This window comes from Lysinibacillus sp. fls2-241-R2A-57 (assembly GCF_030209535.1).
Lineage (GTDB): Bacteria > Bacillota > Bacilli > Bacillales_A > Planococcaceae > Lysinibacillus.
Genome location: NZ_JARVRU010000187.1, coordinates 1 through 9,373 on the forward strand (window position 1 = coordinate 1; position 9,373 = coordinate 9,373).

Annotated in this window: 6 protein-coding genes and 1 pseudogene; 5 read left to right on the forward strand and 2 right to left on the reverse strand. The window is 36.3% G+C overall.

Annotation, left to right across the window (positions count from 1 at the left end; all coding sequences use genetic code 11):
• Window positions 1-114: 114 nt before the first annotated feature.
• Window positions 115-600, reverse strand: coding sequence for a DUF4236 domain-containing protein (locus tag QRN68_RS23420; RefSeq protein ID WP_285399583.1), 486 nt, complete (start codon window positions 598-600; stop codon window positions 115-117).
• Between the two features lie 356 nt (window positions 601-956).
• Between QRN68_RS23420 and QRN68_RS23425 the strand changes: the two genes are divergently transcribed.
• The 4 genes from QRN68_RS23425 to QRN68_RS23440 all read left to right on the forward strand — a co-directional run bounded on the left by QRN68_RS23425 (window position 957) and on the right by QRN68_RS23440 (window position 3,794).
• Window positions 957-1,505, forward strand: coding sequence for a gluzincin family metallopeptidase (locus QRN68_RS23425; protein WP_285399585.1), 549 nt, complete (start codon window positions 957-959; stop codon window positions 1,503-1,505).
• Window positions 1,489-2,643, forward strand: coding sequence for a M3 family oligoendopeptidase (locus QRN68_RS23430; protein ID WP_285399586.1), 1,155 nt, complete (start codon window positions 1,489-1,491; stop codon window positions 2,641-2,643). Before QRN68_RS23425 ends, QRN68_RS23430 begins: the two co-directional genes overlap by 17 nt.
• A 105-nt stretch (window positions 2,644-2,748) precedes the next feature.
• Window positions 2,749-3,234, forward strand: a complete 486-nt coding sequence (locus QRN68_RS23435) for a DUF2975 domain-containing protein (protein ID WP_285399588.1) — start codon at window positions 2,749-2,751, stop codon at window positions 3,232-3,234.
• 209 nt (window positions 3,235-3,443) lie between these two features.
• Entirely contained in the window at window positions 3,444-3,794 is a 351-nt protein-coding gene (locus QRN68_RS23440; protein ID WP_285399589.1) for a YhjD family protein, read from the forward strand.
• Between the two features lie 113 nt (window positions 3,795-3,907).
• Here the strand turns inward: QRN68_RS23440 and QRN68_RS23445 are convergent.
• Window positions 3,908-4,804: pseudogene (locus QRN68_RS23445) on the reverse strand (PhzF family phenazine biosynthesis protein).
• A gap of 689 nt (window positions 4,805-5,493) precedes the next feature.
• Between QRN68_RS23445 and QRN68_RS23450 the strand changes: the two are divergent.
• A complete protein-coding gene (locus QRN68_RS23450; protein WP_285399591.1) occupies window positions 5,494-9,264 on the forward strand; it encodes a S8 family serine peptidase in 3,771 nt (1,256 codons plus the stop codon).
• Window positions 9,265-9,373: the final 109 nt, after the last annotated feature.

Sequence of the window (9,373 nt, forward strand, 5' to 3'; positions counted from 1 at the left end):
TCCCTCCAAACAGAAAAGTCTTCTGCTCATCAGTCAGCAGCAGATCCTAACCTGTATTGGCTAGCTCCGCAAGGGAAACCACCTTGCAGACCTAGCCAACACAGGTTGAACGGACTACGCCGACCGACGAACAGAAGACAACGGAACCTCTGAGATGTTTTTGAAAAAAGTGTTCAACTTGATATTGCAATTTAGGATGAAAAAAAAGCAAAAAAATAACGGAGAAAAAATCGTGAAAATAATTGCCCACAGCAAGATGTTCGCGAGTCGATTTATCGCTAATGACCGTTCAATTGCCCTTGTCATTTGTTGAGCTTCCACGTTTTGAAACTGTTGGATTGCAGCACTTTCAATTTCCTCTAGATTTGGCTGATCGGATGGTCTATTCTCCAAACTCACTGTCGCTCGATTATGTCGCTTAGTTTCCTCTACATAGGAAATCCCTGTACCAGGAAGCGAATATGTTTTCCGAGTCGTGCCTTTTGCGGTTCTTGTCACACGATAACCTGGAACACCCCAACTATATCCAATTCCTGTTTTACTGACATTAATTCGAAATCCACCACCTAAATTGATACTTTTCCTCATTCGAAATCCCATATTTATCACTCCTACTACCAATTATATTCTATCAATCCACTTTTTTGAATAAGCTATCCGAGATCGTTTTTTTATTTAGATGCCTTTTCTCAAAGAATTATAGAACAGTTGTTCAGTAACTAAAGGCGCGGTTTAATTTAATTAGAAAAATGATATATAGCATTGCCGAGGAGATAAAATAGAGGGTAGATTGAATCGAACTATATCTAAGAAAACAAAAAGGGCCGCTTTTATGAAAGCAGCCCTTTTGTGTATTTATTATCTTATATCGCTATTATAGCACACGCTATTTCCAATTATAAGACTATTCATTTTATTACGTAAAATATACCATGATATGGAAAGGGGGTAGGGAAATGATTTTTGATCAGCTTTTATATGAGAGGCCTAACATTGTAGAATTTGAAGAAGATGTATTTGAATTATTAGGAAAGTTTGACTCTGCAAACTCATTTGAAGAGCAATTTGAGTTAATAGATAAGATTAATTCGCGTAGAAATCATGTTTTAACAATGTTGACTATTGCAGAGATAAGAGCACAATTAGATACCTCAGATAAGAAGTATCAAGAAGAACAAAAGTTTATCAATAAAAATTGGCCAGTATATGAAAAAGTTGTAGCGAGTTATTATGAACGTTTAATAAAATCTACATTTAAAGAACAAATTAGGCAAAAGTATGGAAAACAGTTACTGAATCTTGCTGAAATTAATGTAAATACTATTGGTTCATCAGTGATTGATAAATTAAAAAGAGAGAACAACCTTATAAGTGAATATACAAGATTGATGGCAAATGCCAAGATTGAATTTAAAGGAGAAGAAAGAAACCTATCTCAATTAGATAAATTTGTTTCATCATCAGATAGAATGCTTAGAAAGCAAGCTATTGAAAAAAAAATATGAACTATTGGAGCAATACGAAAATAGAATTGATGAACTCTTTGATTCTTTAATTCAAGTAAGAACGCAAATAGCAAAAGAACTCGGCTACAATTCTTTTGTGGAACTTGGATATGCTAGACTTTCTAGGATTGACTATGGTCAACAAGATGTGGCTGACTTTAGAAAAATGATTTTGAAATATATGGTTCCTCTATCTGAGAAATTAAGGGAAAAGCAACAGGTTCGGATTGGGATTGAGAACTTAACCTACTATGATGAAGAGGTGAGGTTTAAAACCGGGGAGGCAATGCTTAAAGGAGATTCTAATTGGATGATAGAAAAATTTAAAACTATTTTCCAACAATTATCTGATCAACCTGGTGAGATTTTTAAGTTAATGCATGAGAATAAATATATGGATTTAACCAATAAAGAAAATAAAGCAAGTGGTGCTTATGCTACTTATTTATGTAATGAAAAGATTCCATATATCTTTGCAAACTTTAATGGATCAAGAAAGGATGTAAAGGTACTAGCACATGAATTTGGTCATGCATTTCAAATGGCTATTTTTAACCAAAATAACAACATACCAGAATATATACTTCCCACTAAGGAAGCTTGTGAAATTAGCTCAATTGCAATGGAATTTCTTATTTGGCCCTACATGGAAGAAATATTTGGAAATGACGCAATGAATTATAGATATTCACACTTAGAGGATGCTATCTTTGCAATGCCTTATAGGGCTAGTATTGATGAGTTTCAACATTTTATCTATACAAATCCTAACTTATCATCAGTGGAGCGAAAGAAAAAATGGATTGAAATTGAACAAAAATATATGCCATATAAAACTACCTATAATCACTCTTACTTAAAAAAAGGGGACTTTTGGCACCAACAAATTCATTTATTTAAATTTCCTTTTTACTATATCGACTATGCAATGGCTCAAATTTGTGCATTGCAGATTTGGTCAATCGCACAAATAGATATGTATACTGCTTGGAATGTATATATGGACATATGTAAACAGGGGGGACGTTTATCTTTCCTAGACTTACTTGATCATTCAGGAATCGCCTCACCATTTAAAGAAGAAGCATTTGAAAATATGATAAATTCTATTGATACATGGTTTAGTAAAAATGATTAATTACGGATTTTCAATAATAATATAATAAAAAACAATACAAATTTATTGAAAAGCGATAAATAATGTAATAAAATCATGTTGTCATTGATAAGTGAGGTGCTTTAAATGAATGTTAAACAAGGTTCAACCACTTTCTTAAAGGTAATTATTTTTCTGATTGGAATTGCGATGCTTGCTTTATGTATCTATTGGTTGCCTGAGATAACCATTAAAGATGCAAAGGTACATCCAGATACGGCTTATTTCCTAATCCCCTTTTTAGTATGTGCATATGGATTCTGTATTACGTTTTCTGTTGCGTTGTATCAAGCATTTAAACTACTAACCTATATCGAAAAAAACAATGCTTTCTCTGAATTATCCCTTAAATCTTTGAAGGTTATAAAAAAATGTGCTTTTACAGTCATTTTCCTCATTCTGTTAGGAATAGTAAGCTTGAAGGTGCTTGCTAAAATAACAGGAGACGACCCAGCAGGTCCTATATCACTAGGTCTAATGGGTATTTTAGCAACAAGTATCATCGGAGCCATTGTGGATGCACTTCAAAAGCCATTAAAAAATGTCCCAGATATTAAGTCAAAAAATGATTAACGGTTTGAGAAAATTTAATTAACGAGGTACTTTTTATGAAACAAGCTACGACACTATTTGTAGGGATAAATTGATTCGATTATCTAAAGGTTTGTAAATTTCAAGAGATATTCCTTCTTTAACTCCCATGAAAGAACTTAATCATCTTTCATTTTCTGTGGTGAAGTGCTGATTTTTGCGCTTCATGGATGGCTAATGGGGTGCATTAATTGTATGAGTTTATAAAATTAGATATGGCAATCAGGTCATTACAACAAGACTATTCAGCGCTCGAAAAGTTAAAAATGTCCAAAGTCTACATCTATATTGTAGAAGGTTTATTAAAAGATATAAGAAATGATTTCTACAATAAAAGACGATTCCTAGCTAAGAAAAATCTTGCAGTTGTAAAATGGGTTAATATTGATGAATACTTCAGCGATGTAATCATCAAAACAGCAGGCGAAGATGAAGTGCTACGTTATGCCAAACAAGCTCTAAAAGCACAGGTAGAGGAGCTCATTCATAGCCATTTAAAACTTCTTTCAGCAGGTGTCCAAACACCCACTGAAAGAAGTTAAAATCTCCGGCGAATGTCAAATGCGTGTAGAGATAGTAAAAATACGGAAACCGTAAAAGAACCAATCAGCTTGAATAAGAAATATAAAAATGCCTCAAATTCAAGCTGATTTGTTTAGATAGTTAAGATACCTCGAATTGTGATGGTTGCAGCTCCTGCAACTTTGATGACTGGTTCTAATTCATTTGGAATAACAGTCACATAAAGCGTTCCAGGTTTTCCTATCGCATTTCCTTGAGTGATTGTAAGATATGTTATTTCACCTTGAGGAATGACGCCTTCTAAATAGAGGAAGCCTGCTAATGCACCATTTGCTGCACCAGTTACAGGATCCTCTGGTATGCCAATCCCTGGTGCAAAATCTCTTGTATATAATTTATATTCTTGCAAGTTAGTAAAAGTATAAAGATGTGTCGTGCTAATATTATGTTCTTTATTATGTTTTCCTAACGCCGTTAAGTCAGGTATTGCATTGTCGATATCGATTTGCTCTTTTATTGGAACGAGTAAATGCCAGACACCAGTATTCGCTAGTTTGATTGGATAGGTTACATCAATGCTTTCGGAATGGACGCCGATCAGTCGACTAAGCTCTTCCACATCAATATTGATATCTTCTGTTTTTGGCGTTACTTGCGTCATTTCCACATCAATAACTTTTCCATTTTCCTTATGCCATACAACTGGTACTCTACCGATATTCGTTTCTAGTACTATACCTTCCTTTTTCTCAGTAAGACTAAACTCAGTAGCCAAAAGCCACGTTAATCCAACAGTTGCGTGTCCGCAAAAGTTGATTTCTTCAGTGGGAGTGAAATATTATACTTTATAATCTATATCTTCATTATTGGAAGGGAGTAAAAATACGGTTTCCGGCAAATTTAATTCTTTTGCGATACTTTGCATCTCAACTTCTGATAAATTATCAGCATCGGGCACGACGCCAGCAGTATTACCGCAAAATTTTTCTGTTGTAAATGCATCTACATGATAAACTCTAATATCTCTCATCTTATTAATTCCTTTCTCACTTTTATTGTTCCCTCTGTACGGTGTTTTTACTATAAATTTCTGAATTTTCGAATTAATTATCGTAATAAGAATACTATATAATGCAATTTTATTAAAGGGGGAGATTGGAAAAAGAAAGAAGCTTCATGTGTTCAATAAGCGCCTGTCAGCACCAGGCATATTATTGTCAAAATCTCGCGCTTGGACTAGATGATTTCGCCATTCGCGAGGGGCATACCGGTACAATACTGGTTTGCATGACTTACGATGGCACAATTTTAGATATTATTCTAAGACGCACCATCCTTGAATTAGAGGCATATTTCAGTGAACAGGTGACACTTTGCGTATTACTAATAAAACCGATTCCCCTCCAATCACTCCTCTTACTGCCCTACTAATTTTCTATAAGCAACTGCACCACCGTCTATACCTACAACTGCTGTCTTGATAGGATTACTTGAAAAAATTAATGAATTACTTTGAGTCATTTCTCATTTGAAAGTTCTACTTTTTCATTAAATTAATAGGAAGATAGATTTAATCTCTATTTGATAAACTGATACTAATTATCAATATTTTAAAATGTTTAAATATTCCGATATTAGTATTAGCTCCTTTGTGATAAATTGGAAATATCACATTAAACTGAAAAGTGTGACAATTAAAGGCGGAGGGGGAAATGAGATTTGAAAAAGTTTAAGTTTACGAAGTTCTTAAGTAGTATTCTAGCTTTCGTTATGGTGCTTTCTCTATTGGTTCCATTGTCAAGTGCTAGTGCTGAAGAATCGAAACCATTCAAGCAGGATAGTCAAAGTGAAAGTATAATTCAACTAAAGGCTGCTATCGCTGAACAGCTAAGCTTGTCTAAAGATGGTCCAACTCTTCACGAAAGCTTACAAAATGTATCAGGCAATCAAGATGTTGCAGTCATCGTTCATCTATCTGAAAAGCCTGTAGCACTAGAGCAAGGAATTAGCCAAGTCAAAGGCCAAAAATTCTCTAATGCCCGAGCAAATGAAGTTCGTTCAAATGTAAAAGCACAACAAGCAGAAGTTAAAAAAGAGTTAGCTGCTAAAAATGTTCAGATGACTCAAGGATACACATTTGATACTGTTTTAAACGGTTTTGCGGCAACTGTGAAAGCAAATGATCTCCCAAAACTGCTTACAGTAGAAGGAATTACATTAATCGAACCTGATGCAATTGTTTACGCATCAGAAGATAATACGATGAAATCATCGGAACTTATTAAGGAAGATCAATTAGAAGCTCAAATGAATACAAGTAATTCTTTCCTTGGCATCGAACAGCTTTGGAAGGAAGGACTTGAAGGACAAGGAATAAAAGTAGCAGTATTAGATACTGGTATTGATGTAGATCACCCTGAGTTTGCTGGAGTTTATAAAGGTGGAAAAAACTTCATTCCGAATTCAGCAACTTACACGAAGCCTCGAGCAGATGACGATGCATCGGAAACATCGCCTTCGGAACGTCCTGCCGGGACACCTGAATTTAATGAAAAGGGAAGCGCGTTCTATACTTCTCACGGTACACATGTTGCTGGAACAATTGCAGCAATCGGAGCTAACAAATTCGGTATTAAAGGAATTGCTCCAAAAGTAGACCTTTATGCTTACCGTGTTCTTGGGGCATATGGAAGTGGAGCTACATCTGGTATTGTTAAAGCAATTGAAACTGCTGTAAAAGAAAAAATGGACGTTATCAATCTTTCACTTGGCGGGGGAGCTAACTCTGAAACGGATGCTGGTTCATTTGCTATTAATAATGCTATGATGGCTGGAACAATCGGAGTAGTTGCAACAGGAAACGAAGGTCCAAATCGCGGAACAATGGGCACGCCTGCAACTGCTCGTTTAGGAATTGCTGTTGGTAACACAACAAATCCTGAAACAATGTATAACGGGGAAGTGAATGTTACAGTTGGTAACTACAAATTAACAAAACAGCTTCCATTAATGGGGACGACTTTTGGGAAAGATTTAGCAACACAGCTTCAAGGAGAATTTGATCTAGTTGCAGTTCCTGGAAACGGGGAAGTAAAGGACTTTGAAGGAATTGATGTAAAAGGTAAAGTGGCATTGATTTCTCGTGGCAGTATCGCATTCGTTGATAAAATTGCGAATGCAAAGGCAAAAGGAGCAGTCGCAACAATTATTCATAACTTTGCAGGTGGAACGAATGCACCAAACATTTCAGGCGCATTCCTTGGTGATTCATTTGAGATTCTGCCAACATTCGATATGTCCCAAACGGATGGCGATGCAATTCGCGCTGCATTAGCAGGCGGAACCGGAAAAGTAAGTTTTAGTAAATTTGCTTCTACAAAGACACTGGGAGATGATGTAAACGATTCAAGTTCACGTGGACCATCTACACCAAACTTTGATATTAAACCAGATGTAAGTGCACCTGGAACAAACATTATGTCAACGATTCCAAAGTATAAAAAAGATTTCCCTAATGCAGATTATGGGGAAGCATATGGTCGTAAAACAGGAACTTCTATGGCAACACCACATATTGCAGGAATTGCTGCATTAGTTAAACAAGCAAATCCGGATTGGAACGCGTTCGATGTAAAAGTGGCGCTTTCTAATACAGCAAAGGTTATAGATAAAACAAAATACGATGTGTTTTCTCAAGGTGCAGGGCGTGTAGATCCATATGCAGCAGCTCATCCGGAAATTCTTGCTTATGCACTTGATAGCGCAATTTTAGATGGAACTGGTGTAGTTACAGAAAACTTGAAAGGTACAGTTACTTTCGGCCCACAATCACTTAAAGACCGAGATATTTCTGTAACGAAACAAATTTTAGTAAAAGATATTAAAGGGAACGGCGGCAATTATAACGTATCAATTGATGTGACAAAAACATTTGGTGATGCAACTGTTACAGTAGATCAGCCAACATTTAATCTAAATGGTGAGCAACTTTTAAATATTACATTAACTGCTTCACAAGCTACGGCACCGAAAGGCTCTGAAATACTAGGGTATATTTACATCAGCGGTGGAGATACAGAAATTTCATTGCCATTCGCAGCTGACTTTGGCGGCGCGGCAGCAACTGAAATTAAAGATTTTAAGATTACAGAAACAGACCTATCCTTTAACGGAGATGGAGTGAAAGACTCAGCTGTACTTTCATTCACATTAACTGGAGATGTAACAACTAATTATATTGAGCTTTGGGATATTATGAATCCTAAAGGTGGAGAATACGGAGACGGCTACATTGGTTATCTGCATGCAGGTACTGCGCTAGGAAAAGGCTCTTATACGCTGAAGATTGGTGGACAGTACAAACCATGGGGAACAGCACCTGCCACAAAGATTCCAGATGGTCTGTATACAATTGACTTCACTGGTCTTGCAGCATCAGGAGTAGTTTCCGACTATGTTGGACCAATTATCGTGAAAACGACTAAACCAGAAATTACTGGTTCAGTAGCTAAAGGTGTTGCTACAGGACAGGTAACAGATAAGTATATCGACTACAATGAAGAGTTATATTTATACGGTTTAGATTACAAATTAAATGATAAATTAAAAGCTTCCTATGTTTCGACAGTAAATGGCGAAGCACAAGCGCCAGTCGCTTTTGAATTAAATCAAGACGGTAGCTTCACATTCCCAGTAACAGCAGAAACAAATGCTGTATCAGTAATAATTAAAGATGCTGCCGGGAATGTTGGTGAAGCGAAGATATATGAAAAAGAAGTAGTAGAACCAGTAGTAGCACTTTCTGTAAATCCAACTAAACTAGACCTAACAGCTGGAGAAACTGCACAACTTAAGGTAACAGAAACGTCAACGCCTGCGGAAGGTGCTGCAACAGAGGAAGACGTAACTTCAAAAGCTACTTATGTTGTTGGAGATGAAAACGTTGCAAAAATAGTAAATGGATTAGTAACTGCAGTAGATGAGGGTACGACTACAATTACTATTTCATACGGTGATAATGAAGTGACTGTAAATGTTACAGTTAAAGCGCCTGTTATAGAACAACCAATAGTAACATTAGAAATTGACCAAGCTCAGGTTGAAACTAGAATCGGTAAAGAAGTTCCAGTTAAGATTACTGAAGTAACTACTTTTGATGGTAAAACAACAGAAAAAGATGTTACAAAGCTTGCAACCTACGAAGTAGCGAATGATAAAATAGCTACTGTAAAAGCAGGGGTTGTAAAAGGAAAAGGTCAAGGTAATACGACGATTACGGTAACGTATGGTGAGCACACACTAACATTTGATGTGTTGGTTGTAAAGCCAGGGAATGGCAACGGTAATGGAAATGGAAATGGCAATGGCAATGACAATGGCAATGGAAATGGTAACGGAAATGGAAATGGCAATGGCAATGGAAACGGAAACGGAAACGGAAACGGAAACGGCAATGGTAATAAAAATGAAGTTACCGAGGATGAGTTATAATTAATTTCAGTTCAAGCAAAAAGAGAAATTGCACAACGCAATTTCTCTTTTTGGTATGTGCGCCCGGCATGCGTATGAACTATAGGGTGCAAGTCCCGAACCCCGAAGA

Coding starts and splice junctions, on each gene's coding strand:
- QRN68_RS23420 (WP_285399583.1), bottom strand. CDS start 600: ATGGGATTTCGAATGAGGAAAAGTATCAATTTAGGTGGTGGATTTCGA.
- QRN68_RS23425 (WP_285399585.1), top strand. CDS start 957: ATGATTTTTGATCAGCTTTTATATGAGAGGCCTAACATTGTAGAATTT.
- QRN68_RS23435 (WP_285399588.1), top strand. CDS start 2,749: ATGAATGTTAAACAAGGTTCAACCACTTTCTTAAAGGTAATTATTTTT.